Origin of the sequence: Vibrio sp. 2CM40D (genome assembly GCF_023161825.1) — a bacterium.
Lineage (GTDB): Bacteria > Pseudomonadota > Gammaproteobacteria > Enterobacterales > Vibrionaceae > Vibrio > Vibrio alginolyticus.
This window is the reverse complement of record NZ_JALNTL010000001.1, coordinates 55,391-82,149: the sequence shown is the minus strand read 5'-3', so window position 1 is coordinate 82,149 and position 26,759 is coordinate 55,391. Positions and strand designations below refer to the sequence as shown.

General features: G+C 46.7%; 22 protein-coding genes and 1 pseudogene. 16 read left to right on the top strand and 7 right to left on the bottom strand.

The features are described from left to right. Nucleotides 1-272: 272 nt before the first annotated feature. The 5 genes from MTF70_RS00350 to dsrO all read right to left on the bottom strand — a co-directional run bounded on the left by MTF70_RS00350 (nt 273) and on the right by dsrO (nt 7,179). Complete coding sequence (locus MTF70_RS00350; RefSeq protein WP_115386187.1) at nt 273-1,325, bottom strand: c-type cytochrome; 1,053 nt, start codon at nt 1,323-1,325, stop codon at nt 273-275. 8 nt (nt 1,326-1,333) lie between these two features. After that, nucleotides 1,334-1,945, bottom strand: a complete 612-nt coding sequence (locus MTF70_RS00345) for a c-type cytochrome (RefSeq protein ID WP_017821653.1) — start codon at nt 1,943-1,945, stop codon at nt 1,334-1,336. Between the two features lie 229 nt (nt 1,946-2,174). Next, a complete protein-coding gene (locus MTF70_RS00340; RefSeq protein ID WP_205461171.1) occupies nt 2,175-5,267 on the bottom strand; it encodes a tetrathionate reductase subunit A in 3,093 nt (1,030 codons plus the stop codon). 17 nt (nt 5,268-5,284) lie between these two features. Beyond that, on the bottom strand, nt 5,285-6,415 hold the full coding sequence (gene nrfD / locus MTF70_RS00335; RefSeq protein WP_154205163.1) for an NrfD/PsrC family molybdoenzyme membrane anchor subunit: 1,131 nt from the start codon (nt 6,413-6,415) through the stop codon (nt 5,285-5,287). After that, complete coding sequence (gene dsrO, locus MTF70_RS00330) at nt 6,412-7,179, bottom strand: sulfate reduction electron transfer complex DsrMKJOP subunit DsrO (RefSeq protein ID WP_054866269.1); 768 nt, start codon at nt 7,177-7,179, stop codon at nt 6,412-6,414. The genes nrfD and dsrO overlap by 4 nt, the downstream gene beginning before the upstream one ends. 180 nt (nt 7,180-7,359) lie before the next feature. On the opposite strand from dsrO, the gene MTF70_RS00325 reads away from it, so the two are divergent. From MTF70_RS00325 to MTF70_RS00260, 14 genes and pseudogenes are all read left to right on the top strand, one after another. Continuing rightward, nucleotides 7,360-9,186, top strand: a complete 1,827-nt coding sequence (locus MTF70_RS00325) for a sensor histidine kinase (RefSeq protein ID WP_154205164.1) — start codon at nt 7,360-7,362, stop codon at nt 9,184-9,186. Between the two features lie 25 nt (nt 9,187-9,211). Continuing rightward, the gene (locus MTF70_RS00320; protein ID WP_005376701.1) at nt 9,212-9,814 is read left to right on the top strand and encodes a response regulator; all 603 of its coding nucleotides are present in this window, start codon (nt 9,212-9,214) and stop codon (nt 9,812-9,814) included. Between the two features lie 102 nt (nt 9,815-9,916). Next, the gene (locus MTF70_RS00315; RefSeq protein WP_033905718.1) at nt 9,917-10,315 is read left to right on the top strand and encodes a hypothetical protein; all 399 of its coding nucleotides are present in this window, start codon (nt 9,917-9,919) and stop codon (nt 10,313-10,315) included. Nucleotides 10,316-10,379: 64 nt separating this feature from the next. Next, a complete protein-coding gene (locus MTF70_RS00310) occupies nt 10,380-12,491 on the top strand; it encodes a protein-disulfide reductase DsbD domain-containing protein (protein ID WP_213986762.1) in 2,112 nt (703 codons plus the stop codon). Continuing rightward, entirely contained in the window at nt 12,488-13,003 is a 516-nt protein-coding gene (locus tag MTF70_RS00305) for a protein disulfide oxidoreductase (protein ID WP_248393798.1), read from the top strand. Before MTF70_RS00310 ends, MTF70_RS00305 begins: the two co-directional genes overlap by 4 nt. 161 nt (nt 13,004-13,164) lie before the next feature. After that, a complete protein-coding gene (locus MTF70_RS00300) occupies nt 13,165-13,797 on the top strand; it encodes a class I SAM-dependent methyltransferase (protein ID WP_165935363.1) in 633 nt (210 codons plus the stop codon). Between the two features lie 25 nt (nt 13,798-13,822). Continuing rightward, the gene (locus tag MTF70_RS00295) at nt 13,823-14,578 is read left to right on the top strand and encodes a class I SAM-dependent methyltransferase (RefSeq protein WP_054866271.1); all 756 of its coding nucleotides are present in this window, start codon (nt 13,823-13,825) and stop codon (nt 14,576-14,578) included. Nucleotides 14,579-14,597: 19 nt separating this feature from the next. Then, a complete protein-coding gene (locus MTF70_RS00290; RefSeq protein WP_165935362.1) occupies nt 14,598-15,023 on the top strand; it encodes a GNAT family N-acetyltransferase in 426 nt (141 codons plus the stop codon). Between the two features lie 3 nt (nt 15,024-15,026). Beyond that, nucleotides 15,027-15,589 (top strand): annotated as a pseudogene (locus MTF70_RS00285) (GNAT family protein). 217 nt (nt 15,590-15,806) lie between these two features. Next, the gene (locus MTF70_RS00280; protein WP_205461173.1) at nt 15,807-16,940 is read left to right on the top strand and encodes an efflux RND transporter periplasmic adaptor subunit; all 1,134 of its coding nucleotides are present in this window, start codon (nt 15,807-15,809) and stop codon (nt 16,938-16,940) included. Beyond that, nucleotides 16,933-18,204: a TolC family protein gene (locus MTF70_RS00275; RefSeq protein ID WP_191115999.1), complete on the top strand. Its 1,272-nt coding sequence runs from the start codon at nt 16,933-16,935 to the stop codon at nt 18,202-18,204. Before MTF70_RS00280 ends, MTF70_RS00275 begins: the two co-directional genes overlap by 8 nt. After that, the gene (locus tag MTF70_RS00270; protein WP_149192479.1) at nt 18,201-19,415 is read left to right on the top strand and encodes an ABC transporter permease; all 1,215 of its coding nucleotides are present in this window, start codon (nt 18,201-18,203) and stop codon (nt 19,413-19,415) included. The genes MTF70_RS00275 and MTF70_RS00270 overlap by 4 nt, the downstream gene beginning before the upstream one ends. Nucleotides 19,416-19,417: 2 nt before the next feature. Next, the gene (locus tag MTF70_RS00265) at nt 19,418-20,701 is read left to right on the top strand and encodes an ABC transporter permease (protein ID WP_064354158.1); all 1,284 of its coding nucleotides are present in this window, start codon (nt 19,418-19,420) and stop codon (nt 20,699-20,701) included. A gap of 22 nt (nt 20,702-20,723) precedes the next feature. After that, entirely contained in the window at nt 20,724-21,425 is a 702-nt protein-coding gene (locus MTF70_RS00260; RefSeq protein WP_141135643.1) for an ABC transporter ATP-binding protein, read from the top strand. A gap of 65 nt (nt 21,426-21,490) precedes the next feature. On the opposite strand, the gene MTF70_RS00255 is transcribed toward MTF70_RS00260, so the two are convergent. Both MTF70_RS00255 and MTF70_RS00250 read right to left on the bottom strand, forming a co-directional pair. After that, nucleotides 21,491-22,174 carry a hypothetical protein gene (locus MTF70_RS00255; protein ID WP_064354156.1) on the bottom strand — a complete coding sequence of 228 codons (684 nt, stop codon included), beginning with the start codon at nt 22,172-22,174 and terminating at the stop codon, nt 21,491-21,493. A 75-nt stretch (nt 22,175-22,249) separates the two neighbouring features. Continuing rightward, a complete protein-coding gene (locus MTF70_RS00250; RefSeq protein ID WP_005376731.1) occupies nt 22,250-23,167 on the bottom strand; it encodes a leukocidin family pore-forming toxin in 918 nt (305 codons plus the stop codon). A gap of 1,100 nt (nt 23,168-24,267) precedes the next feature. On the opposite strand from MTF70_RS00250, the gene MTF70_RS00245 reads away from it, so the two are divergent. Both MTF70_RS00245 and MTF70_RS00240 read left to right on the top strand, forming a co-directional pair. Continuing rightward, the gene (locus MTF70_RS00245) at nt 24,268-25,242 is read left to right on the top strand and encodes a DUF1852 domain-containing protein (protein WP_025767248.1); all 975 of its coding nucleotides are present in this window, start codon (nt 24,268-24,270) and stop codon (nt 25,240-25,242) included. A gap of 30 nt (nt 25,243-25,272) precedes the next feature. Further along, complete coding sequence (locus MTF70_RS00240; protein WP_031780992.1) at nt 25,273-26,301, top strand: methionine synthase; 1,029 nt, start codon at nt 25,273-25,275, stop codon at nt 26,299-26,301. The last annotated feature ends 458 nt before the right edge of the window (nt 26,302-26,759 follow it).

Sequence of the window (26,759 nt, the reverse complement as noted above, 5' to 3'; positions counted from 1 at the left end):
GAATACTCTTTTTTCACTAGGCACGCTTGTTTTGATTCAGGAGTTTACGAGTTTCTTACTTTTGGCATTAGAGGATATGGGAGATCTAAGACATAAACGAAGTCGCGTTTGGTACAAGATTTTACGGCGAAGATGAGTATGTTGGAAGCCGAAAATAATGTGATATTGCTTGTCTGTGGAGGGGTAATTACTTGTTTTTAAGGGTAAGTAACCCTGCCCAGATAATCTGAGCAGGGAAAAAGAGCATTTTATTTAAGGTGCTTAGTTGTACTTTACTTGACCGTTCCGCTCTTAAAGGCATTGGAGCCGACTTGCGTACCGTTGAGCGTTTTGCCGTAATAGCCTTGGTGCTGGTGATATTTCTCCGCGTTTGCGGTGACATTGCCTTTGAATCGAGGATCTTGTGGACGCTCATGGCTGTTGACGTATGCTGCGACATCCCATGCTTCTTGCTCTGTCAGCTGCACACTTTTCCCAAGCGGCATGTTTTCGTAAATAAAATAGGCTGCAGTGTTAATCCGGTGCATACCTGCGCCCCAGTTATACGCATATTCGCCCCAAAGTGGTGGAATGTATGAATGGTCGTTGGTGTCTTTGATGCCTGAACCGTCGGCGCGATGGCAAGTTTCACAGTTCTTTTCGTAGACCAATGCGCCTCGCTCTATTGATGGTTCTTGCTCAGGGGCGGCGATTTTTGGGTAGCCACGCCCAGAGAGATTACCTCGCTTTTCAACTGGTAATGCTTGTGCGATGGCTTCGGGCAACGGAAAGTCTTTTGCTTTTCCACCAATTTGCAACGCTTTTGCGTCTAGCTCTGGAATGGGTTCATCCGCCATACCATGTTTGTCAAGCAAACCGCCCATCGCTAACCAGTAGGCGTAAGCACTAAGGGCAACAATTTCTGGCGAATCGTAAGCGGGCGCTTTACCGTTCATGGAATACTCGAAACAACCCTGGATACGGTCAGCATAGCTGTTTACGCGATCGTTTTTCTTACGATATGCCGGGTATGCCATGTAAGCTGCCCACAGTGGCGCAGCGTTTGCTTTTCGTCCTGCCTCCATATGGCAGTTCACACAGTTTTGTTCGTTGCCAACGTATTTTCCGCGCATTTGTTGTGAGTTAACAAAGAGCGAGTAACCGCGTTTTACTTGCTCACCAAATGCGGTGTTTGGGATTGTGCTGAGATCACGCGGTTTTAAGTATTCACCGTGCTTTTCTTTTTCTATCGCAGGTAGCTCTTTCTGGCGGTCCGGTAATGGAGCGTTAGCTAGTACGAGCGTAGAAATGAAAGGCAGTGCGAACAAAGAATAGAAACGTTTCATGACTGCTCCTAGTAACGTAATGAGGCAAAGTAGTAAGCAAGATTTTCGATCTCTTTGTCAGTGAGGTTTTTTGCGATGGTCCCCATCATATTGAGCGGGTCGCCACTGCGAGTGCCGTTTTTCCATGCCATCAATTGCGTTTTTAAGTAATCAGCATGTTGGCTTGCGAGGCGAGGGAACTTGTCGACGCCCATACCGCTGGCTCCATGACAAGTTGCGCAAGCTGGAATATTTCTATCCCAATCGCCTTGGAAAATTAATTTACGATACGGGTTACGAATATCAGCTTGGTCGCCGCGTTGTTCTGGATTCGTGAACTCATAGCTCGGGAGGTTAGCAAAGTACTCCATAACTTCCTTACGGTCTGCGGGATCGCTGAGTTCCTTCGCCATGCCTTGCATGACCACATTTTGGCGTTCGCCACTAAGGAATAGTTCGATTTGAGTGTTGAGATAATTCGCGTTTAAACCAGCGATCATAGGCGCGATATTTGGCTGTCCCATGCCATCTTGGCCGTGACAACCGCTACATACGCTGGCTTTTTCCGGAATAGACGAGGCGCTTGCGCCCATAGTGGTTGCTAACAAACAGGCCACCACCACTGGAAGAATTTTTGACATGCTGACTCACTTTAATTTTTATTAATATGTCTAAGTGCTACTTGGTAGTCACTTGGACAATATTGTCGGCCTTGTCAATAATGAAAGGTATTGTGGATTTCCACATATTTAATAAGTGTAAATGGCCGTATTTGTTTTTATTGGTTGTTCTATAAGCGATAAAAACAAAGTGGTGAAGAGCTGCACAAATCGGCAGCTCTAAGTGGTAGAGACGTCTTAACGTGCGGCGTTACGCTTTGCGGATTTTGGCCGGCAGGGACTGACGTGCCGCCGCGCCCACGACCCAATCCAACAACACGCCTTTGCCTTCTCGAGTAGGGTCAATTAAGCCAATGTCGTTAATATTGACGCCATCTTGGCTGCGCGTTTTTACGGGTTGTTGTTTATCGCCGATCCAGTGCGAGCGTTGTCCTAGCTCGGTATGACCAAACCCATGTTCAAATCCGAGTGTGCCAGGGCGAATCCCGCTGACTATCATCGCAAGTGCTTTGGTGCTTGCAGATGGTGTCTCGATAACAAACTCATCACCCGTTTTAATGCCTGCGCGCTCGGCATCGATTGGATGGATGTACACTGGGTTTACGCCTTTAATCGAGTTCAACCTTGGCGATAGGTTGGATACCGCACTGTGAATGTTGGATTTAAAGTTCGTTAGGCTGAAAGGCCATTCTGAGCTTGGGAACTGGTCTTCCATTGGTGTGCCATCGGCCAGTTTTTGTGGATGCCATGTTGGGCAACCCGTGTAGAAATCACCGGTCATGGTGTTTCTTGCGCTGCCGACACGTTCATTCCATATCGCGACAGGTCGTGTCCATTTGTGCTTCATTTGCTCACCTTGATACGCTTCGGTTGCATTTTCAAAACGTCCACCGCGAGCAAAAATAAACGCCACACGTTTCATCTCATCCGCTGTCAGCGTCTTCTGCATGGCTGGCATTAAACGCTCTAGGCCGGACCACGCAATGTCTTCTGCCGAAACTTCAGGCACCCCGCCTTTCACATACGCCAAGTTTGCCGCGGAACGTAAGTAGAAATCTTCAGCGCTGTGGAGGGCGTGCCAATTCCCTTGCGCATCTTGAATCGCGTTGTCACCAAAGCCGCCTAGTTGCATTTTCTTGGCGACATCAATCAAAAAGTTTTCTAAGCAAATTGAACGACCATCGGCGGTTTTCTCTGTTCGCGCTCCCACAATCGGCCAGCGAGCGGTGACGGTTTTCACCGGAACGTCGTGCCAAGGCGTTGCCATACCCCAGCTTTCGTAGGTGACCGTGTCCGGCACAATATAGTCCGACAATGCGGTGGTTTCGTTAATGAACGCATCAACAGACACAATCAAACCGAGTTGTTTTGGATCTTTAAGCTTGTCTTCCAGCAGCGCTTTCAAACCGGGTACACCATACATTGGGTTCGCCATGTGATTGATCCACGCTTTAACGCGGTATGGATAACCATCAATAGCCGCAGATAGGTGCTCTGTCAGCAGTGGCGCTGCAAACGGATACCAAGGTGCGCGAGTTGGGTAAGGGGATTTTCCTGCCTCAACGCGACGCTTGTATTCGCTGGTTTTGTGGTAGGGGAATTTACTGCGCGATAGAAAGACGCCTTTCGGGCCGACCTTACCCGCAAATTTGGTGAAGTCGTAACGAGGACCCGCAGCGGAAGTTGGGTAGCCACCCGCTTTGGCCATCGCGCCGCCTTTCATGTTGATATTACCAATCAATGCATTGAGCATCATGATGGTAAACGAGTTATAGAACCCATTGGTGTGCATGTTGCCACCGTGGGTATCGACCACCGCTTTTGTGCCGTAGCTGGTGAAGCGTTTCGCTAGTTCTGCGATTTGCTCAACAGGGATCTCACATTGTTTGCTGTAGAACGCAAGGCTGTATTTGAACGCCTCTTCTTTGAGCCTTTGTAGAGACGATTTTACTCGTACTTCGCCTGATGCAAGCGAAACCGTTTTATCGACAAACAGTGCCGCTTCTTCTGTCTGGGTATGCACACCAAATTCGCCGCTTTGATCATCCACGATGACGTACGGGTCGGAGTCAGACAACGCTTCGCCCTCGAATGGCAGATTCAAGTCCGACGCGCGTAAAAACGTGCCGTTTCTCGGGTGCTGATTATCGCTTATCACAAGATGCGTAGCATTACACCAGTGCGCGGTGCCGGCTCGTTTCATCGCGTTTGCCCCCGGCTGCGCCAAGAAGGTTTTGTTGTAGCGTTGGTTTTCGATGATCCACTGGATCATGCCAAGCACGAGGGCAGAGTCGGTGCCCGGTTTGATTGGTATCCAGCGGTTGTTGTCACCGGCGGCCAAGCTCGATGAACCCGCCGGCAAACTTGGCGTGATGATGGTGTATTCCAAGCTGCCTTCTGTTCGCGCATTGGCGAGTTGGCGCGCCTGACGCTTAAAAGGGTTACCCGCTTGAGCTGGCGACATACCGATGAAGATGATGTATTCCGCATTATCAAAATCTGGCTTTAAGTGTGCGTTCTTATCTAAGTCGTTCATAAATGCGCCGCTGCCAGCACGAAATGCATAGCCGCAGTAAGAGCCATGATGCCCAAAGTTACGTGTACCATAGCTGTTGAACGCGAAGCGTTTGAATATGTCGTCTCGGCCTTCGTTACCGGCGTTGGTCATTAACAATTGGTTGGCTTTCGGTCCATATTCTGGGTTTTCAGGATCTACGGGCGTTGTTAAATCGTGAATGTCGCGTAAGCCATCAACATGGCCTTCACCAAATAAATCACCACCTTCTACGATTTCTTCTATCAATTGCTCGTAGCTGATCGGAATCCATTTTCCTTCGCCGCGTTTGCCAACTCGTTTCAGTGGCTGAGTAATGCGGTACGGGCTGTTGCGAATTTCTAGCATCCCATTGCCACGTGCGCATGCTGTTGAACGACCGTCAAGGCCCGCTTCTCCTGTCAAACTTAAATAAGCATCTTTGACTGGCGTTTCGAACGGAATGTGTTGCTGATGAGAGAGTGGGTGATATGGGTTGCCAGTAATACGCAAAATCTCGTCGTTGCGGTTATCAATGCGTACACGCAATCCGCACAGTGACCAACAACCAAAGCACATCGATGGCGCAACGCGCTGATTTGGATTCGGGATTAGGTTGCCTTTGCTGTTGACCGTGTACTCTGGTTCAAGCGAGTTACCGTGGTGAATATCACGCGTTTTTTCTCCCGCAGTGCCTTCCAGCGCACCCTCGACCATGTGTTTGGTGGTGGTGGCGTAACCCGCAGCGAATGCGCCAAGCCCACCCACTGCAATGCCTGATTTCAAAAACTGACGGCGTTTGTTATCCATGATGAAATCCTCTTTGATTAGCGTTCAGTTAAGGTGAGTGATGAGGCTTTTACTTCGATCTTTTGTTTTGGCTGAACCAGCTCCGAACCGAGCAGTGCCAGTGCAAGCCATAATCCGAGCATGCCGATAATGCCTATCCAGCCATTTCCATCCATAGTGAGTTGGTATGGATACAGCCCTGCATCGAACTTGGCGATGGTTTGCACTTCCATGATGGTAAACCAGCGAATCAGCCATGCGCTTGCCAGTGCGGCAGCAGACACAAAACTGAGCCCTATGACGTGACGAAATCTGGCTGATGCGGACTTTTTGGTATCGCGCAAGAAGATGAAAGCGAGCAAAACACAACCTAAAACGACAAAAGTGAGCAGGGCAATGTTGTGCATCCATTGTTCGCTAGAATAGAGCGAAAATGCGGAATTGTTGGATGCCCAAATCGGTAGCAGTATCAGCGTTAATACACCGCTGGTAACCACTGATTTTTTAAGTAAATTAGTATCGCCAGATGTCAGCGTCTTTGACTGACTAGGCAGCAAGAGCCAAATCAACAGAGAAAATCCGACCGCGCTCATAAACGCAGTGACAAACCAAAGAACCGGCGACGCGGGTTGGTGCCATAAAGAGCGCGATTTAACGACTGCAATTTCAGCGCCTGTGTAGACTGCAATGGTGATGCCTGATAGCACCGTGATAACAGATACCATAAGCATGACTCTACGAGAGAGCGCCCAGTCACCCAGTGACAGCTTTGAAATTAGAGGCAGTACTTTCCCTGGCTGATTACGTAAGTTGATCAGATCCTCGCGGAGATACAGCCATGCAGTCACTACCGCTAAACCTGAGAAAACAGGCAAGAAAAGCGACCCTAAAGACATCCATGACCACGGAGTGATGTGTGCGTAGAAATGCCATGCGCGTCCCGGTTGGTGAAGGTCGCCAGTTAACGCTAATGGCCCCACGATGGCGCCGATGGCCAGCGTCAGAACAAGCGCAGCGCGCAGTCTGTGACTGGTGTGTTTTTCAAATAATAGGGCGATTAGGAATAAAACAGCAGCCGCATAAGCCGAGCCGATGTAGAAGAAATACTGCACTGCCCACGGGAGCCAAGCCATTGCTTGAGGTTGGACTAACACTTCGGTGATGTTCATGCGCGATCTCCCTGTGGGTCGTAAATAGCAGGTTGTCCGTCGATGTGGCTGGTGAAGCGTTCATCCATGCCGATGTAAAACACGTGTGGCTTGGTGCCTTCATTGGGTTTTAGCACTTTGATATCGTCTTGGTGCTTCGCAATTAAGCGGCGGACTTCGCTTGATGGATCATTCAAATCACCAATTACACGTGCACCGCCAACACAGGTTTCCACGCAGGCAGGCAATAGACCTTGTTCTAGACGGTGAGCACAGAAGGTACATTTATCTGCGGTGAGGGTGTCTTCATTGATAAAGCGAGCATCGTAAGGGCAAGCTTGTACGCAGTACGCGCAGGCGACGCAGCGGCTGTTATCCACCATGACAATGCCATCTTTGCGCTGAAAGGTTGCTTGAACCGGACACACTGCCACGCAAGGTGGGTTGTCGCAGTGGTTACACAGGCGCGGTAGCATAAAGGCTTTTGCTTCTCGCGTGGCTGTAGAGCCATCATCTAACGTAACTTCGTATTGCTTTACGGTGGTTCGGAACTGACCGATTGGCGCTTGGTTCTCGATGCTGCAACCCACAGTGCAAGCCTGGCATCCGACACATTTACGCAAATCTATCACCATGGCATAACGCTTGCCGACTTGTCCTTTTCGGTCAGCGGACTGGTTATTTCGAATAATGTTTCCCGCAGTTGCCGTGCCAATGCCAGCGACTGGAATTAACGCGGCTCCGGCTGTGACCGCGCTGAGAAAGCGACGTTTGGTGGAATCCATAACTCACCTGCTTTTTTTGTTGTATTTGAATTGACTGATTCCATTGTGAGAAATGCACTGCGAGGCTTATATTGTGGATTTCCACATACCCAGATCAAACTTGATCTAAAACAAATGTGGTTTACCAAGGGTAGCTGTTATTCTTGCTCCATTACTTTCGAAGGAACGATTCTACTCATCATGAACAAAACGCCACGGTTGCTTCAGTTTTGGGTTCTTTGCTTAGTTGCCTTTGCATCTTTGGCTCACGGCGCAGTTTCTGAACAAGCAGATCTGCAAGAGCAAAAAGCAGAGCAGCCACAGGCCAAGCAAAAAGTCGAAGTGGGCGTGTTAGCGATACGCGGCCATCTTTATGCTGAGCAGAGATGGCAACCGACCATTGATTGGCTCAATCAGCAAATTTCCGATGTGCATTTTGTCCTTCATCCCCTTAACTTGGATGAAATGGGCGAAGCGGTGAAGTTTCAGACCATGGATTTCATCTTAACCAACCCAGGTCAGGCAGTGCGGTTGGGCAGGCAATACGCGCTGTCGTGGATGGCAACGCTAACCAGCAGAGCACCACAAAACTCGAATTACGGCATTGGTTCGGCGCTTGTGGTTCGAGCCAATTCAAGTTATCAAACGGTGCAAGATGTCTCAGGACGTCCCGTTGCAGCGGTATCAGAAAAAGCCTTTGGTGGTTATCTCACGATGCGCTATCAAATAGTCAAAATGGGTCTTAATCCAAACGATTTCTTTTCTGATGTCCGCTATCTTGGTTTTCCTATTGATGCCAACCTGTATCAATTACGTGATGGCAATGTGGAAGCGGCCGTTGTCCCTGCTTGTTTATTGGAACAGATGCTAAGTGAAGGGCTTTTACAACCGAGTAATTACCGAGTTTTAAATCAACAGCCGAACGAGCGTTCGTTATGCGCTGTTTCCACACCGCTTTATCCGAACTGGTCATTTGCCAAAACAGAGCGCGGCTCATCTCAGATTGCCAAACAGATTGCGCAAGTATTGTTAGCGATGCCACCTGAACACCCTGCGGTTATTGCGGCAGGCGCGTCAGGTTGGACGTCCCCCGTCAGCTTGCTGAGCATCGACAAACTGTATCAGGCGTTGGATCTCCATCCGTTGCAACAACCTTGGTGGAGTGAGGCTCTACGCTGGCTGCGTAGTCATCAAGAATGGGCATGGGCGCTGTTCATGTTTGTGATTGTGTTGAACGCGTACCACTTTTGGCTTGAGTATCGATTTAGCAAGAGTAAGCAAGCGTTGGAGCAGACATCGTTGCGATTAAAAGAGAAAAGTGAACAGTTAGAACATTCACAAAGGGTCGCGATTGTCGGAGAAATCGGCACTAGTCTTGCCCATGAACTCAATCAGCCACTGGCAGCCATTCGCAACTATAGTGAAGGCGGTTTACTTCGCTTGGCCAAAAAGCGCCCTCATGAAGATATTGTCCCTGTGCTTGAGAAAATACAGGGCCAAGTTGAAAGAGCCGATGCAATTATTCAGCGATTAAGAACGTTGATCCGCAAGCGTAGTGTCGACAAAGCGCCGTGCGATCTTCAAGTACTCATTGATGACACGATTGAGTTACTCCATTTTCGGATGCAGAAGCAAAACATTTCTATTGTGGCCAGTACAGAAGGGAACATTCGTCCGTTACTTGTCGATGCAGTTGGCGTACAACAGGTTTTAGTTAATGTGATCAGCAACGCGATTGATGCGTGTACTTTGTTCCAAGAGAAATATCACTCATCAGGTTATCAAGGTAAAATTGCCCTGCATTGCGATTACCAAATCAGTCAACTCTCTATTCGAGTGTTAGACAATGGTACAGGGTTGCAGCAAGAGAATCCGACTCAAGCGTTTGTGAGTAGCAAAGAAGAAGGGCTTGGGCTGGGGTTAGCCATTTGTCGCGATGTGATGGAAATGCATGGTGGCGAGTTTGTCATCAGCTCGATAGCACCACATGGTTGTTTGGTTGAGCTTGTATTTCCATATCAAAACTAATCTGAACTAGGCATAGGAGCATTCAATGAGCAGCGGTGAAAAGCAGCTACCTGTTTTTGTAGTCGATGATGATGAATCGGTGCGTGACTCGCTCGCTTTTATGCTGGAAGAGCATGAGTTCAAGGTGACGACTTTTGCTGATGGGCAATCTTTTCTCGACGAAGTGAACATTCATCAGGCCGGATGCGTGATCCTTGATAGCCGAATGCCCAACCTTCGTGGTCAGCAAGTGCACCAAATTTTAAATCAAGCCAACAGCCCGCTAGCCGTTATTTATCTGACAGGGCATGGTGATGTTCCGATGGCGGTCGATGCATTGCAAGCTGGGGCGGTCAATTTCTTCCAAAAACCAGTCAAAGGCGATGAACTGGCACGAGCCATTTTGCAGGGACAGGCGCAGTCTGCCACAAACCTCGATATGGCAGCAGCAAAATCGGCTTATGAATCGCTCACACCTAGAGAAAAAGACATTTTACGTTTGATCATTGAAGGAAAGCGCAACATTCGTATTGCTGACGAACTTTGCATAGCAATGCGAACGGTTGAAGTACACCGAGCTAATCTATTGAAGAAGTTCTCGGCAAAAACCGTCGCAGAGTTGGCATATATTTATGGCAAGTTAGATTAAAGCTTAGCGAGTGAAGCCTCTTAAGGCTATTTAGAGGATACAACTTGAGCTTTATGACGACTCGCGTATTATCTTCTTCGTTCTTACTTTATCTGAATTCTTATGAGTTTGTTGACTAAACGACATCACACGCCACATAAGCGGGCAAAATGGCTACTGGCGATTATTGGCTGGGTGGTCGTTGTGTGTCTGATGCAAAATTCAGGTTTTGCCTCGTCATGCTCTATGAAATATGAGACGGAATCGCCCGCGGTTTCACTTACTGATGAGCGTTCGAGCGTCAAGTCGATTGATACTAAAGAAACCAGCAAGTGCGAACTGTCTGAAAAGTTAATTCAGTTTTCTCAACATCAACTCGATGTATTTATTGTTGTTCTGTTTGTGGGTCTTTTTGCTTCGGCAATTTGGTTGTGCAGTGCCTATATTGGTGCGCAACATTGGACGGAACCGATAGGCCGTAAGTATCGAGTCCATCTGACTTTCTGTGTGTTCCGAGAATAAAAGCGTGCTTTCTGACCACTAGCGTCAGTTATTTAGCACCTTTGTCTTTTAACTAGGAATCACTATGAATCAAATTACTAAACTGACTCAGTTTGCGTCCATGTTTTTTATGACGCTTGCTTTGAGTTTACTCTCTCTGAGTATTTCAGCTCAAACTACTGATACAGGTTGGCTAACCAACCCACAACATCCTCCAGTGCAAACGCGCTTTGTGCTCACTGGTCAGCAAGATCCGCAAGCCAAAACAATTACTGGTTATCTGGACGTCAAGTTGGCTGGGGACTGGAAAACTTACTGGCGTTCACCTGGTGAGGGCGGCGTAGCACCATCTATTGATTGGCAAAATTCACAAAATTTATCCAAAGTGGATTGGCAATGGCCGCACCCACAAAAATTCGAACTATTAGGTATCGAGACTCTTGGGTATAAAGGCGACACTTTGTTCCCCATGACGCTGCACGTCGAAGACATGTCCAAACCTGTCACGATTGATGCGGTACTGACACTTTCTTCTTGTACGACGATTTGTGTGCTGACCGACTATCAAATTCAATTGACGTTCTTGCCTTCTGATCTAAAAGTCGATGAAGACGTGATGTTCAGTTACGCTCAAGCAGTGAGTAACGTGCCGCAGCCATCGCCGTTTATTGATGTTACTCAGGCGAGTTGGGATGCGAACCAATCGAAACTACAAATCAAGCTACAGAACAGTCAGGGTTGGCAACAACCACAAGTGCTGGTGGATGGTGTCGATGAAGCAACGCGAGACTATAGCTTCAAGCTTGAAGGAATGCATCCAGAAGGAAACATCGTCACCGTGAGCTATATCGTTGATACTTGGCTGGGCGATGTGGAGTTAGATGGTCAGTCGCTGTTTGTGACCATCAAAGACACCAATTTACTAGCAGAAGAAACCACTCAAGCAACTGCTGAGGCAATAGTTGAACCGCTGCCGAGCACGTCTCTAACGAGTGTTTTTCTATTCGCGTTGCTCGGCGGTTTAATTCTTAACATTATGCCTTGCGTTCTTCCGGTTTTGGGGATGAAGCTAAGTAGTATTGTTGCCGCTCAAGGTATCGAGCGTCGTCAAATTCGCGCTCAGTTTGTTGCCTCGTCACTTGGTATATTAACGTCGTTCTGGATTCTCGCTGGTTTTATTTTGGTGCTCAAGCTAACAGGTAATGCCATTGGTTGGGGCGTGCAATTTCAAAGCCCCTGGTTCTTAGGTTTGATGGTGTTGGTCACCACTTTGTTTGGGGCCAATATGCTGGGGCTGTTTGAAGTCCGTCTATCATCGGGTACCAATACATGGCTGGCCTCGAAAGGTGATAACTCCCTAGTTGGTCACTATGTTCAAGGTATGTTTGCCACATTGCTTGCGACGCCTTGCTCCGCGCCTTTCCTGGGAACAGCCGTGGCGTTTGCCTTGGGTGCCGACGTATTAACGTTATTTGCAACTTTTACAGCATTAGCATTGGGTATGGCACTGCCTTGGATCTTAGTCGCTGTGTTTCCAAGTATCGCGCTGAAACTACCAAAGCCTGGCTCGTGGATGAATGTCGTTAAAATAGCGTTTGGCATAATGATGCTGGCAACCAGCGTTTGGCTACTTTCATTAATGGCAAATCATGTACCTATGTTATGGATTGCACTCATCGCTGTGGTTGCTTTTGTTGTAATGATGGCAAGAGTTAAGAAAGTGTATGGTGAGAAAGCGCTTGCTGTATCCGGAACTGCGTCATTAGTGTTGATAGCTGGTGGCCTGTTACTTGGTAGTGTCACTGCCGACCAATGGGCGACACCGCTTCCTGAGGACTTAGCGTGGCAGAAGCTTTCTAACTCGGCGATTGAAGATCACGTCAATAATGGGCGAGTGGTGTTTGTGGATGTCACTGCGGATTGGTGTGTCACGTGTAAAGCGAACAAGATCGGTGTGATCTGGCAAGATCCTGTCTACTCATTGCTGCAAAGCCCTAATGTAGCGACGTTAAAAGGGGATTGGACACATCCGGACGGCTCGGTAACTGACTTTTTACGAGCTCATGGGCGTTACGGTGTGCCGTTTAACATCGTCTATGGCCCGGCAGCGCCGCAAGGTATCCCGTTACCTGTGATTCTGACTGATGATGTTGTTTTAAGTGCGGTGAAGCAAGCGAGTGGGGGAGCTATTCAATGAGTTCGACAAAGCGGCGTAGAACATTCCGATATTGGCTCGTTCAAATCGTACAGATGGTGCTCATTGTCACCGTCATTTCCATCGCGATGGATTGGTATCGCACTAAAGATATTCCTAAACAGGAGTCACCACCATTGAGCTCAGTCTTGAGCGATGGCGAACACTTCGATGCAATCGCGCAAAGTTATGAACAACCTGTCGTTGTTTATTTTTGGGCGACTTGGTGTCCCGCTTGTAAATTTGTAAGCCCAAGCGTGAGTTGGCTGAGTGATGACTACACCGTAGTTGGCGTTTCTGGATCGTCGGGACCGAATGAGCGTGTGGCGCAGTTTATGAGGGCAAAAGAATATCGTTTCGAAAACATAAACGATCCTTCAAGCGATATTATGCGCGAATGGAAAATTAGCGTGACCTCAACCATTTATGTTTTAAGAAATGGTGAAATTTCCTCCGTCACAACTGGCGTTACTACTCCGATAGGAATATTAACGAGAATTTGGTTAGCTCGATAACGCAATAAAAATCCGATATTCAAAATATAGAGTATCGGATTTTTTTGTTGTCCTAAACAACCAGTCGGTCACATTCCATAAAGGACTAGTTAACCAATAAGTGTCTAGATGCTTATTGCGTGTTACATTCGAGCATCGTTCTGGTTATCAAGGAGGAAACGATGAACGTAGCAAAAATGTATGATGATGTGTCGGATCGCTATCAAAAGTTGGTGGATGGCAGTCACTACGTCGGTCCACGTTGGATTTCTGAGAAGTTAAAAACCTTTCCCATCGAGCAAGGCTCGGTTCTCGACCTAGCCTGTGCGACTGGCAGTATCGGCCATGTCGTAAAAAGTCACTATCCAGAACTCGCCATCCATGGCTTAGACATCTCGTCCAAAATGGTTGATAAAGCGCGCCAAACTAGCCTCTATCAAAGTGTCGCGGTTCATAATCTCGATGAGCCATTTTCCCCTTTGTTTGAGCAAACCTTCGACCTTATCACCGCACTTGGTTTTACTGAGTTTCTAGCAAAGCCTCAACAACTTCTGGAGTGCATTTCGCATAAGCTAACTGCGAATGGACGATGTTTTATCAGCTTTCAATACCACGATCCGGATGGGCAAGATTTGCCTCGAAATACTTATAGTGGATCGGTCGTGCATAAGGCATATACCGAAAGTGAAGTTGAGCAACTCTGTCAGCAAGCTGGGTTGGAAGTGGTTTCCCTAGAAAATGTGATTGGTTACGTATCTGGTGTTGGTTATGTGTGTCGATACTTGATGCTAGAGCAGAAAAAGTCACACCGCTGAAATAAGTAACAAACAAGGATTGTTTTTGAAAACACAAGATTTAACCGAGTTCGGGTCTGGAATTGAATACGATGCTCAATACGACCAGCATTACCATCACGACATTGCTTTCATCACAAGGTTAATCGAAGAAACCAATGCTCGAAGTGTATTGGATGTTTGTTGTGGTTCCGGTATTGTCACGATTCCAGTCTCTGAGCAACTCAACGAAGCCATTGGCATTGATATTTCTGAAGGGATGCTCAAACACGCAAAGGACAAAGCCAAAAGCAGGAGTAACTTGCGTTTTCTTCATCTCGACGCAACCCAGTTTTCGTTAGGTAAGAAGTTTGACCTAGCCATAATGACAGGGAATGCATTCCAAGCCTTTTTAAGTGACGAGATGCTAGCAGGTGCACTGAGCTCAATATCAAGACACCTCGAAAAAGGTGGGCGATTTGTTTTCGATACGCGGTTACCAACGCCAGAAAATCTAGAATTGGATCATGAGATGGCGCTGTGGCAAACCTATGTTTCTCCAACTTATGGTGAAGTGAATTATTTCGGTATGAAGGCCGAGTATGACTTGCAAACGTCCATCATGTATTTGAACAAAGAGCGCCATTTTGAAAGTGGAACGATTGAGCATTCCAGCATTGATTTAAAATATCGTCCGCTAGAAGACATAGAGGGTTTCCTTGAACAAGCGGGATTCAGAATCATAGAGAAGTACCAATCTTGGTCAGCGCAAGTATTTGAGGCGAATGCCAACTCGCTTGTCTGTGTGGCTGAGAAAATATAAATCAATGTTGAGGGATACAATGCAAGGATTTCGAATTACTATGTCGTTAGATGACATGGATTTAGACGTTATCTACCAGTTCATTTCAAACAGTTATTGGGGAAAGGGTATTCCAAGAGAACGCTTTGAGAAGTCATTGCGCCATTCGTTCTGTTTCGCGGTTTTGGATGATGAAAATCAACTCGTTGCTTTTGCTCGGTTAATTACCGATCGTACCACGTTTGCGTACCTTGCCGATGTGTTTGTTGTGGAGGTACACCGTGGTAAAGGCATCAGTAAGTTGTTGATATCAGAAATTGTTGCTCATCCAGAACTACAAGGCTTACGCCGTATGATGCTTGCAACCCGCGATGCTCATGGGTTGTACGAACAGCTTGGGTTCACTCCTATTGCTCCAGTAGAAAACTTCATGCAAATCTGGAAACCGAATGTTTATCAGAGCTAAATCATGATGAGAGTTGAATCTCAACAAGTGGCAATCAGATACCTCAAAACAACAGACGCTGCTCCCCTGTTTGAAAACTATTTAGGCGATGAGAAAGCATGCCGCTTCCTCAATCGCCAAGTCCACCAAAATGTTAATCAAACCCTTGAAGCTAGCGAGAAAGATGGCGTGCTCAATATGATCAAAAGTCTCCCAATCTATTAGTCTTCGCTATTGAAGAACTCACTTCTCAAACTCCTATTGGTTGTCTGGTGCTGATACCTGAGCAAGACAGCAGTGAAATCCATTTTGGTATTTCTGCTCGCTATCGGGGAAAAGGCTATGCAACCCAAGCCTGCAAACTTGGCGTTGTCTACCTGCAAAGCTTGGGTATAACGCGCATTCGCACCGCCCCGCATATTGGCAACCACGCGAGTATCCGTGTGTTGGAGAAATGCGGCTTTATCAGCCAAAGCATTTTAAAAGCGCATGCAGTTTTTCCTGCTCTAGGACGTGAGGCGCAAGACTGTATGGATATGCGATTGGAGGATACAGAACTGCGCCATTTTGCACATTGTTCAGAATGAAAAGGGTGGCGGTTGAAACGAGCGGTTACAGAGCTTGTTAGTCGCCATCGTAGACAACGTCTTTGCTGAATGATTCTTTAGTTTTTGATTGTCAGAGCCGACTGACAAAACCATACCAACTGTGACAACCAAACCGCTATTAAAGCAGGATATTATTCCTTCAACTTTGTGTTTTAGGAGTAGTCATTAGACTACCCAATAATTGTTGGAATAAATAATGACGAAACGTTGGCTTGTCTCCGCTGTGAGCATCGCGCTGCTCGGCGGTGGTACGTATTTCTATCTCCAATCTGCTGCTCAACCAGAATTGCTGCCTACATTGATTGTGGAAAAAGGCACGATTGAAAAACAAGCGGTGGCTGTTGGTAAAATTGTCCCTGCACACTCCGTGTCTATCAAGTCACAAATCGACGGTATCGTCGGTGAAATTTACGCGAAAGTTGGTGAAAAGGTGAAGCAAGGCCAACCGCTGATCAAAGTGCGTCCAAACCCAACCCCCCAAGCATTAACGGATGCATCGGCAGAACTCATGCGTAGCGAAGCCGATCTGGAATCCGCCAAACAAAAAATGTCCAACTTAGAAAGCTTGGTCAAGCAGGATATTATTCCAAGTAACTACGACGAATACGTAAGTGCGCGCTCGGCAGTCAAATCTGCGCAAGCGGACGTATTGCAAAAGCGCCAGAATCTCGAACTCATCCGCAGTGGTGAGGCGTCGATCGGCGATGCGCGTTTAACGTCGACGATCTACGCGCCAATTGATGGCACGGTACTCAACCAGAAAGTTGAGGTCGGAGAGCCGATCATTTCGACTCAATCAAGCCAAGCCGCGACTGAAATGATGTCATTGGCCGACATGAACAGTCTGATTTTTAAAGGTAGCGTCAGTGAGCATGATGCTGCGCAGTTGTCTCCGGGAATGCCCGTTATGTTGACGGTTGCGCCTTATCCTGATGTGGCGATTTCTGGTGTGCTAACCAAAGTGGCGATTCAATCTGAGAACCTCAACTCACCAGAGGGCAATACCTCGGCAAAAAGTTTTGATAACGGTTTTGAGGTTGAGGTGGGAGAACTCAAGATCCCACAAGATGTGTTGCTTCGTTCTGGTTTTTCATCGACGGCTCAAATCATTCTGAAGACTTCTGAAAACGTGCTCACGCTACCGGAGCGCGCTCTGCAATTTGATGGTGACGCACCGAATGTTCTGATCCCCGATAGCTCAGAACAAGGGTTTCATAAACAACCTGTGAAACTCGGTCTGTCAGATGGCATCAATGTCGAAGTGCTTGACGGCGTGGAGCTTGATGAAGAGGTTATCGACAACAGTATGATGGGAGCGGTGCATGGTTAAGCTGCAACGATCAACAATCGCCTTTGCATTGTTGGCTGCCACGCTCAGTTTGCCGACCTACGCAATTTCTATTGAACAAGCTTGGCAACAAGCAAAGCAGAACGATCCAAATTACGAAAAAGCGAAAATCGGCGTCCAGCTTGGCGAGGTTGGCGTACAGAGTAGCCGCAGTGCGTTATTACCGGGTTTAAGTGCTAGTGCGTCAGCGGATTGGAATGAGTCCTCAAGCCATTCCAACAGTTACGGTGCTACCTTATCTCAAACTATTTGGGATAGCAGTTTGTGGTCGGAACTGGATCAAGCGAATGCCAATTATCTCAAAGCACAGTTAGAGCTATCTCAATCGCATAACGAGCTTGCGCAGAAGTTTCTCACTGCTTACCTAGATGTGGCAAGCGCACAGGGCGACCTCAAATTAGCGCAGTCCAAGCTGGAAGAAGGGAAGGAGCTTCTCAACATCATCGAGAAACGCTATCGAGCAGGCAAAGTGAAGTCGGTTGATGTCGAAGAAATGCGAGCGAATCAAGTTTCTGAGCAAGCAAGTATCCTCAATGCAAAAGCCGATCTCGAAGTGAAAAAAGCAGAGCTTGCCGCGTTAATCAATCAAATGCCGGAGAGTGTCGACCAAATTCGAACGGATTCTTTAATTCAGCCGCCGATGTTGGTGGACTCCCAGGAGCAATGGCTAAAGCTGGCGAAAGACAGCAGTCCAGAGCTGTTGGTGGCGGCGCAGATGGTGAAAGCGAGCGAGTTCGCGAAAGATTCAGCTAAAGGTGGATACTACCCGACCGTCAAAGGCAGTGTGGGCTACAGCGATGGTGACAATCGTTCAAACGGCGAGTTTAACGCTGGGATTAGTTTGAGTTTGCCGATTGACCTCAATGGTGCAGTGCGAGCGAAAGTGGACGAAGCATCGTTGAACATTTTAAGCACCAAGCAAGATATGCGTAGAGTGGAAATTGATATTCAGAAACGAGTTATTCAGCAGTTTACGCGGGTCGATATCAATTGGAATCAAGTTTTAATAGCGAATGAGCTGGTTGAGTCGCGCGCCAGAGTGTTGCAAAGCAAAGAGAAACTTTACGATGCTGGCCTGCTTGAAGTGTCGGAAGTTATCAGTGCACACAACAGCTTGTTTGAGGCGAAAAACAGTCTGCAAACCAACTTGTACAGCTATTGGCGTAAGAGAATCGGCTTACTGCAAACCGCAGGGAAACTCGATGACGATACCATGGCGTTGATCTCTCGGGCTTTTCATTCATGAGCAGCCTGTTGCAGCAAACTTGGCAAACGTTGATGGCGCACCGCATGAAGAGCGTGCTAGCCATTATCGCGATTGCTTGGGGCGTGATCTCTGTGGTGGTGTTAATCGCACTTGGCGAAGGCTTTTATCGCCATCAGACCCAGTCGTTTTCATTTATGATCAACAATGTGCAAGTGGTGTTTCCATCGAGCACCAGTAAACCGTGGCAAGGATTACCTTCAAGGCGACAAATTGATATTCCACAAGAAAAAGTCGACATGATCAAACAGTCGGGCTTCGTGCAACTGGCGTCGAGCGTTTACGCCAAATGGGATGCGAATATCACCAATCTCAAAGGACAGAATTTATCGAGTACGGTCAGCGGTATTGATACGTCTTACTTTCCTTTAATGCAACGCAAGCTGCAATCCGGTTCGAGAAACCTGTCACCAAGTGATATGGACAACCACACTCGCGTGGCGGTGTTAGGCGATCAAATTGCGCAAATGGGTGGAATCCAAATCGGGGATAGGCTCAAAGTCAACGGCATTCCGTTTTTGGTGATTGGGATAACCGTTGGTGAGGACACTGGCATTTCATTCGGCGATAGCCGCACGGTTTTCATTCCTCAAACAACGTACCGCGATTTGTGGGATGCGAAACCTTGGATGGTATTGATGAAGCCGAGAGAAGGGATGGATGCATCGTCATTTCGACAAAATATCGTGAACTTTTTCGCCAAGCAGCTTCATTTTGACCCAAGTGATAAAGATGCGGTCGAATTACCCGATTTTAGTGAAGGTGCGGCGGTCATCAGTGGAATTTTGCGTGGCATTCAGATTTTTCTCGGAGCGAGTGGCGCGATGACCATGGCGGTCGGTGCGCTTGGCGTTGCCAACATCATGTTTTTATCTGTCACGGAGCGCACGCGTGAAATCGGTGTGCGTTTGGCGATCGGGGCGACTCAAAAATCCATACTCAGTCAGTTTATTCTTGAGGGGCTTATTTTGGTAGCCGTGGGCACGGCATTAGGTCTGATGTTTTCGTATGCCGTGGTATCTGTCTTAAGCAGCATGGCATTACCGGAATGGATTGGTTTGCCTGTGATCACGCCAGATTCCATTGCTTGGTCTTTACTTGTGACGCTTATCTTGGCATTGATGGCATCGTATTTCCCAGCAAGGCGAGCATCGCGTCTCACGCCAGTCATTGCTTTGAGTGCGAGGGCCTAGTCATGTTGTTACCGATGAGACAAATTTTCCAAGAAATGGCTGCAGAAAAGCTGAGATTGGGTTTGACCATTCTGGCTGTAGCGTGGGCGACCCTCTGTATCGCTGCTATGTTGGCGGTAGGTGAGGGTATTCGTCAGGGCGTATTGAAAACCGCACAAAATGGTAACGGCAACTTGATTTATTTGACCGGAGGGATGGCCACCGTCGACCACGGTGCTTTTCACCAAGGTAAATTTCTGACATTAAAAATGGACGATTCAGAGGTCGTTCGAGCGTTACCCGATGTAAAAAGTGTTGCGCCAACTGCGAAGTGGAAAGAGCGCATCACCGTTGGTGATAGAAACTCATGGCAAGAGCCGTTAGCGGTCACGAGCGAGTTTCAATCCATGACCAATTTGGTGCCGATGGCGGGGGGGCGATGGTTAAATCCACTCGATCAAAAAGAGACGCGCAAAGTCGTTGTACTGGGTTATGAACTGGCAGCCGACTTATTCAACCCGAATGAGGACTTTAGTTGGTTTGCGACAGTCACATTGCAAGTCAACCCTGTGGGGAAAAAGGTAAAAATCGGCAATGAGGAGTTCACCGTTGTGGGCGTATTGGAGAAAAACAGCGCTCAAATAGAGCTGGGGGATCTTATCAACTATTCCAGCTTTGTGCCGTTAGCGACGTGGAAGCGATTTCATGTCAACGGTGAAATTGGTGGCATCAATGTGCAGCCACAAGCGAATGTAGACCGAGAAGCCTTAGCAAAGACGATAAGGCAAGTGATTGCCCGTAAGCACGGGGCAAGTGTCAGCGATGAGCAGATCGTCCAAGTCGATGATATGTTCCTTAAGCAAAAGAGTATGCAGCAGTTCCTGATAGGTTTGCAGAGTTTTCTTGGCATTATCGGCTTCGTGACGTTAGCTGTTGCTGGCGTTGGCATCGCCAATGTGATGTATGCCACCGTAAAGCGATCTACGCGTGATATCGGCGTGCGCATGGCAGTCGGTGCAACCCCAACGGCCATTCGCATGCACTATTTAGTGCAGTCTTTATTGACAATGTTGATGGGGGGCGCGCTTGGGTTAGCCGTGACGTACGCGCTGGTGTCTGCCATCAGCTCCATTCCTTTAGAGGGCAATGCCTTTTATGAACAATTGGGTAAACCTGTCCCTGAGTTGTCGTGGGTCGTTGTCGCGATTGTCATCCTCACCTTAATGATCATTGGTGTGGCCTCGGCATGGTTACCTGCAAACCGAGCCGCAAAAGTCAGCCCGTTGGAGGCGCTACAAAGTGAATAACAACAATAACTCTGGAGAGAACATGTCGAAGCCGCTTGTTGAGCTGACCAACATCTGCAAATATTACTCAAGCGGGGAGGCGGAAGTTCGCGCGCTAGACGGCGTTGACTTAACCATTAATCAAGGCGAGTTTCTTTCGATTCTTGGCCCGTCCGGTTCAGGCAAATCAACGTTGATGAACATGCTCGGTTGTTTAGATAAGCCCACCGATGGCGAGTACCAACTTGGCGGCCAAAACGTCGCAAGTTTAAGTGCGAATGACCTAGCTGGCATTCGTAACCAAAAGATCGGGTTTGTCTTCCAAAGCTTTAACTTATTGGAATACGCGACGGCGCTCGATAACGTGGCGCTGCCGTTGGTTTACTCTGGCATCAAAGGCAAAGAACGTCGCCAGCGCGCCGCCAAATTGCTAGAGCAAGTCGGGCTAGGGGATCGTTTAGACCATAAACCAACCCAGCTTTCTGGTGGTCAAAAGCAGAGAGTTGCGATTGCAAGAGCCTTGGTCAACGACCCTCAAATCATCCTAGCTGACGAGCCAACCGGCGCGCTCGATTCAAAATCTGGTGCTGAGATCGAAGCTCTGTTCAACCAACTCCACGCCGAAGGCAGAACATTGATCATCGTGACGCACGATAACGCCCTCGCAGAACGCACCAAACGCATCATCACGATCAAAGATGGCAAGGTGATTTCGGATAGAGCGCCGGTAAGTAGGGAGAGATGAGCTTTTCTTAATTGAGAACTGAGTTTTAAGGGAAATAGCGATACAGAGGCTATCTCCCTTTACTTTTATTCGCGATGTTCGCTTTGTCTCTCTTTTATCAAGTCATGCTTTTGTTCTTTAAGTAGAGTGATTGCGAGCTTAGTGTCCTCAATCAATTTACTGTTATCGTTGAGATCTTTGCTCTTCAAAGGCAAAACTAGATAATGAATGCTGCCATCTGCATTCTGTACTCCGGTAGCGATGATGACATCACCTTCAGACGCCGTACCAAAATACTCTGATACGACTTTGGTTTCGCTGACACCGTAGCTATCCAAATAGGATGACTCCGTATTGTCAAACAAGATAGGACCCCCTTGCTTAGCTAATGTTCGCAATTGTTTTTGCTTTTTCTCGTCGAATGGATAGTCGGTCGTACTGATGTAACTTACCTGTTCAGCTTCAATAAAATCGTACAGTTCATTGCTCAGTTCATTTAATGGGGCAGATATCCAAGGTGTAGCTGGAATGACGTCGGAAGTATCATCATTGCGACTTAGTGGTGTTGGAGCGGTAACAACCTCTTGAGCAGCATCGCTCTCAGGAGGCGTTACACTTATTGTCGCAGCGTCTTCTGTCTTGATTTGCTCATCAAGGCTTGCAACAGGTTCGGTCTGGGCATTCTTGTTATTTGAATTAATTAGAAATATGGCGAGTACTGCACCAAGTGCTAGCGCCGATCCAGTCAAGAGTTTTTTGTTACTTGTCATGTGTCATGTCTTACCGTTTATTTCATTAGTAAATATAGCGGCCACTTATTTATTCCGTGGCCGCAGGCTAATAAGTTAGTGGTAGAGATCGTCATTCCAAGAGATAGTTACGGCTCGGCTAGTCTCTGTCCATTGACTGCTATCACGATTTTTCTTCCAGGTATTTTCTGGAGTGGTATACCAGCTACACCAGTCGCGACCAAAGTAGTAATTGGTTTTTCGCCAACCAGCAACCAGCTTGACCTCTGATGTATCTAGGCCATCTTGAATGTCATTTTTTCTATATACGACGCCGACTTGTGGTTTAAAATCTGAACGCATAACGACAGGTAACTCATTGTAATCAATCAAATTACCCATGTCACAACTGGTCCAACGATACAATAACCAGTCTTTAGCTGGCGTATTATGGCGGATAGTCTTGTTTTCAATTAACCAATTAATGCTTTCGTTAGCTTGGTTAAAATCGGCAACCGTTTGAAACTCTGGCTGGTCGTACGTTACACGGTTGCTCCAGGAGATTCCCCCACTAATATTTGGAGAAGTAGAAGCACTGAATCCAAGGTTAAAATCTAGCGACTCACTGACAGATGCCGTTGCAATGGTGTTTTCTGGAGCATGGCTCATGTGGCGTAAAGGGGCGCCATTTAAATAGCTCAGTGCCAGCTTAAAAGCCGTTGGAACGGTGTAACGGTAATCTCCCCCAGTAGCAAAACCATAGATTTGTTCTTTGTTTGGAACATTAGTCATGTCGAAGCCAGAACCGCCATTTAGGATCAACTTGGCTTCTTTAGCGCCATTTGGTAGCAAAGATTGGTTCCAGACATTTTCTAAAGAATAAATTAAGCGGATTTTTTTCGAGCGTGCATCACCATCATCAAGCTGAAGCAATGTCGAAGTGTAAGATTTCAATGTATCTTCAGCATGTGCTGGTGCTAAAGAACCAAGTAAAGCGAGTGCGATAATACTCGCGGAAAGATGCTGTTTTTCCATTATTTTTTCCTATTAGTCAGCCCATAAAGACTTTTGTTTTAAACCATCTTGATGGGCACTTTATAATTATGGACAGGTTATAAATTCAAGCTCAATAAATGAGCGGTGAAATAGTGCATCTTGTTTTTTATTAAAAAAAGAAAAAGGATAGATTCGTGGGATTAATGTCTCATAGTTTTTAAATTCACCACTCAACTATAATAAATAAGAATTTGGTTATTAAGTCTTGTCTTTTTAAGTTATTGCTTAATTTTAATTTTCTAATGTTGTGTTGAGATTTTCTATTGATAAAAGTGAATTTTATAAATGTTAGCCATGTTATTTTTAGGGTTTTTGTTATACCAAATTAAGTAAAGTATCGTTATGTGGTTATCTCGGTTTTATGGGTTTAATTCAAATTAAAACAGTGGTTTATGTTTTTTTGTTCTTATTTTTTTAGAGCTTAATATAATAGTTTAGTGATAAAGTCCGTCAATGAAGTTGCCATGTTCATGTATAAAGTTATATGTGCTTTTATAGTAGGAAATTAAACTTTACGTTTAAGATGGTAAAGATAGAAAAAGAAATAAATAAGATTATTAAATAATCATTTTTCGAGAATATAAAATGTAACATACTTCTAATTAAACGAATGCTTGAATAAACGATGGAGTGTGAAAAGTGCTATTTAAGTTACGCTGTCCTATATTCCAGTTGGTGCCTTGTTCATACAATGCGTTTTCTCGGCTTAAACTGGTTTACGTACTGCTAATCTCTTATCCGTTTCTTAATTACACATATTGGCAATATGCTCGCCAAGTTACGTGTATTGGTGTCAATAAAAAACAGTATCTACGATAGCTCTCTCAGGGTTGGAACTGCCACTATGAATTTCCTTCATGTTCAATGTGAAACAATACCAATATTACTCAACTCGTGAAGCAAGTATAAAAAAAGGACTGCTCTGGTGTTAGGCACTGCGACGGTCGTTTTTTGTACGAACCGTTCGTCGTAAGTGTTGTGCAACCTAACGATTGGGAAAACCAAAAAACAAAAAATGTCCCCATGCACAGAGTTAGGAAAAGTCTGCTTTATCTAAGGAAATAGGATACCAACTCACGATGAATAACGATTTCACATTTGCTATCAAAAGCATTCGCTTTGATGAGAATTACCAACCATCAGACAACACGCGAATCACTACCAACTTTGCTAATCTGGCTCGCGGAAACTACCGCCGAGAGAATCTGCGCAATGCACTCCGAATGATCGACAATCGTTTTAATGCGTTGGCATATTGGGATAACGCGCAAGGTGACCGCTACTCCGTTGAACTTGAAATCATCTCCGTTGATATGGATATCCAAGGTAGTGGAGAAGCCTTCCCATCGATTGAAGTGCTCAAAACTAACATTGTTGACCACAACACTAACGAGCGTATCGAAGGCATTGTGGGCAACAACTTCTCTTCATACGTGCGTGATTACGACTTTAGCGTTTTGCTGTTGGACCACAACAAAAACCAGCCACAGTTCAGCATCCCAGCGAACTTCGGTGATTTGCATGGCAAACTGTTCAAAGCTTTCGTTAATTCTGAGTCTTACAAACAGCATTTCAAAAAGCTGCCAGTGATTTGTCTGAGCGTATCGGACAACAAAGTATACCGACGTACTGAAAACCAACATCCTGTTTTGGGCTTTGAATATCAGCCGAACGAATCTTCGTTGACGGAGCAGTACTTCAAAAAGATGGGCTTACAGGTGCGCTACTTTATGCCGCCAAACAGTGTTGCACCATTGGCATTCTACTTCTTCGGTGACTTGTTGAACGATTATTCAAACCTAGAGCTTATCAGTACGATTAGCACGATGGAGACATTCCAGAAGATTTACCGACCTGAGATTTACAATGCCAACGCGGTTGCCGGTAATTGCTACCAGCCAAACCTAAAAAACCTAGACCACTCGCTAACTCAAATCGTTTACGACCGAGAAGAGCGCAGCCAACTGGCAGTTGAACAAGGGAAATTTGCCGAGGAGCATTTCATCAAACCTTATCAATCTGTGCTTGAACAATGGTCTGCAAGCTACGCGTAATCGATAACGAGAATCTAGAAAGGAATGACGATGAAAACACTATTACCGACTTCAACGGCTGGGAGCTTACCGAAACCTTCTTGGCTAGCGGAACCAGAAAAACTTTGGTCGCCGTGGAAACTGCAAGGTGAAGAACTGATTGATGGCAAACGCGATGCGCTACGTGTCGCTTTGCAAGAACAAGAGCTGGCAGGCGTTGATATCGTCAGTGATGGAGAGCAAACTCGGCAACATTTTGTGACGACCTTTATTGAGCATTTAAGCGGCGTAGATTTTGAAAACCGTAAAACGGTGACCATTCGCAACCGCTATGAAGCAAGTGTTCCGACGGTGGTTGGCCCAGTAAGCCGCACAAAGCCCGTGTTTGTTGAAGATGCAAAGTTCTTGCGTCAGCAAACTAAGCAACCTATCAAGTGGGCACTGCCAGGCCCTATGACGATGATCGATACGCTTTATGATGATCATTACGGTAGCCGTGAAAAGCTGGCTTGGGAATTTGCGAAGATCCTCAACCAAGAAGCGAAAGAGCTTGAAGCGGCGGGTGTCGACATTATTCAATTCGATGAACCTGCGTTCAATGTGTTCTTCGATGATGTGAACGAGTGGGGCATTGCATGTTTAGAGCGTGCGATTGAAGGGCTGAAATGTGAAACTGCGGTGCATATCTGCTATGGCTACGGCATCAAAGCGAACACAGATTGGAAGCAAACGCTAGGCACTGAATGGCGACAATACGAAGAAGTATTCCCTAAATTGCAGCAGTCAAATATCGATATTATCTCGCTTGAGTGTCATAACTCGCGAGTGCCTATTGAGTTGCTTGAGTTGATTCGCGGTAAGAAGGTGATGGTTGGTGCGATTGACGTCGCTACTAACGAAATTGAAACGCCAGAAGAAGTAGCGAACACATTGCGAGAGGCGTTGAAGTACGTTGATGCCGACAAGCTTTACCCATGTACCAACTGCGGTATGGCACCTTTGTCTCGTGAAGTATCGACCGCTAAGCTCAATGCGTTAAGTGCGGGTGCGGAGATCATTCGTAAAGAGTTGGTGGGTTGATATTAATACTTAGGCTCCGCACCATGAACTAAAATTAGGGTCAATCTAGCGAGTTTAAATGAAAATAGGAATCGGATTACAGCTCGCTAGGAAATAGCGATAACTTTCGCACTTCAAAGCTCTTGGTGGGTAGATCCTGAATCACGCTCGTCCCTCGCTGTTCAGGATGACGGATGTTGGAAGATATATTGCTCGCCACAACCCTAGGTATTGGAGCAGCTTCAAGATAGGGTCTTTCCGGCGAGTTAAAACGAGACTAGGAATCGGGTTACTGCTCGCTAGGAAATGACGATAACTTTCGCACTTCAAAGCACTCGGTGGGTAGATCCTGAATCACGCTCGTCCCTCGTTGTTCAGGATGACGGATGTTGGAAGATACATTGCTCGCCACAACCCTAGGTATTGGATCTGCTCCAAGAGAGGGTCATTCCAGCGAGTCTAGACGAGAATAGGAATCG

Coding starts and splice junctions, on each gene's coding strand:
- MTF70_RS00350 (WP_115386187.1), bottom strand. CDS start 1,325: ATGAAACGTTTCTATTCTTTGTTCGCACTGCCTTTCATTTCTACGCTC.
- MTF70_RS00345 (WP_017821653.1), bottom strand. CDS start 1,945: ATGTCAAAAATTCTTCCAGTGGTGGTGGCCTGTTTGTTAGCAACCACT.
- MTF70_RS00340 (WP_205461171.1), bottom strand. CDS start 5,267: ATGGATAACAAACGCCGTCAGTTTTTGAAATCAGGCATTGCAGTGGGT.
- nrfD (WP_154205163.1), bottom strand. CDS start 6,415: ATGAACATCACCGAAGTGTTAGTCCAACCTCAAGCAATGGCTTGGCTC.
- dsrO (WP_054866269.1), bottom strand. CDS start 7,179: ATGGATTCCACCAAACGTCGCTTTCTCAGCGCGGTCACAGCCGGAGCC.
- MTF70_RS00325 (WP_154205164.1), top strand. CDS start 7,360: ATGAACAAAACGCCACGGTTGCTTCAGTTTTGGGTTCTTTGCTTAGTT.
- MTF70_RS00320 (WP_005376701.1), top strand. CDS start 9,212: ATGAGCAGCGGTGAAAAGCAGCTACCTGTTTTTGTAGTCGATGATGAT.
- MTF70_RS00315 (WP_033905718.1), top strand. CDS start 9,917: ATGAGTTTGTTGACTAAACGACATCACACGCCACATAAGCGGGCAAAA.
- MTF70_RS00310 (WP_213986762.1), top strand. CDS start 10,380: ATGAATCAAATTACTAAACTGACTCAGTTTGCGTCCATGTTTTTTATG.
- MTF70_RS00305 (WP_248393798.1), top strand. CDS start 12,488: ATGAGTTCGACAAAGCGGCGTAGAACATTCCGATATTGGCTCGTTCAA.
- MTF70_RS00300 (WP_165935363.1), top strand. CDS start 13,165: ATGAACGTAGCAAAAATGTATGATGATGTGTCGGATCGCTATCAAAAG.
- MTF70_RS00290 (WP_165935362.1), top strand. CDS start 14,598: ATGCAAGGATTTCGAATTACTATGTCGTTAGATGACATGGATTTAGAC.
- MTF70_RS00280 (WP_205461173.1), top strand. CDS start 15,807: ATGACGAAACGTTGGCTTGTCTCCGCTGTGAGCATCGCGCTGCTCGGC.
- MTF70_RS00275 (WP_191115999.1), top strand. CDS start 16,933: ATGGTTAAGCTGCAACGATCAACAATCGCCTTTGCATTGTTGGCTGCC.
- MTF70_RS00270 (WP_149192479.1), top strand. CDS start 18,201: ATGAGCAGCCTGTTGCAGCAAACTTGGCAAACGTTGATGGCGCACCGC.
- MTF70_RS00265 (WP_064354158.1), top strand. CDS start 19,418: ATGTTGTTACCGATGAGACAAATTTTCCAAGAAATGGCTGCAGAAAAG.
- MTF70_RS00260 (WP_141135643.1), top strand. CDS start 20,724: ATGTCGAAGCCGCTTGTTGAGCTGACCAACATCTGCAAATATTACTCA.
- MTF70_RS00255 (WP_064354156.1), bottom strand. CDS start 22,174: ATGACAAGTAACAAAAAACTCTTGACTGGATCGGCGCTAGCACTTGGT.
- MTF70_RS00250 (WP_005376731.1), bottom strand. CDS start 23,167: ATGGAAAAACAGCATCTTTCCGCGAGTATTATCGCACTCGCTTTACTT.
- MTF70_RS00245 (WP_025767248.1), top strand. CDS start 24,268: ATGAATAACGATTTCACATTTGCTATCAAAAGCATTCGCTTTGATGAG.
- MTF70_RS00240 (WP_031780992.1), top strand. CDS start 25,273: ATGAAAACACTATTACCGACTTCAACGGCTGGGAGCTTACCGAAACCT.